General features: G+C 42.2%; 2 pseudogenes. One reads left to right on the forward strand and one right to left on the reverse strand.

What is annotated here, in order from left to right:
* Positions 1 to 152: pseudogene (locus R7Z77_RS27125) on the reverse strand (DUF1496 domain-containing protein); the annotation flags it as partial.
* 207 nt (positions 153 to 359) lie between these two features.
* On the opposite strand from R7Z77_RS27125, the pseudogene R7Z77_RS27130 reads away from it, so the two are divergent.
* Positions 360 to 581 (forward strand): annotated as a pseudogene (locus R7Z77_RS27130) (hypothetical protein); the annotation flags it as partial.

Genomic DNA, 581 nt, shown 5'->3' on the forward strand with positions numbered 1-581 from the left:
TCTTCGTAGTAACAAATTCGCTGGCCTATTTTACCATCAGCAACCACCAAAGCCTTTGACTCCGGCGTACTGTAAGATTTGGCAAAAACTGAACCAGACAATAGCGCGACCATGGCGCTCAGAGTAAAAATAGAAACTCTTTTAAACTTCATGAATATCCCCTTATGCCCGAACAATACTAGCAAGGAAGTATTTCAGGTTCTTGGCAGAATCTCATATTCTAGCAATTTGTTCTTACTTCTAATTCTCAGATATTCCTCCACGTCGTTACGAACAACGGCAAGTTAAGCTCAGGCCGATATAGCCGTCACTAACTCTTTAGGTTATGCTTTTGTCGTTTTTATTGGAAAGTAATCGTTATGCGTTTCATCCCTTTCGCCCTTGCGTTAATTACATTTAGCTCGTCTCCTAGTGCTTCCGAGCTCGATTACTATTCCAAATTTGGCCATATCGACAACTATGGCAATCTAGATCTTCGAAACAAGCCATACACTGAACTCCCATCTGGCTTGGTCATAAAAGGGAATGTGGACATTTCCCAAACGCCAATTACTCAGCTGCCTAAGGGCTTAGACGTTGGT

Source organism: Vibrio sp. 1401 (genome assembly GCF_033340295.1).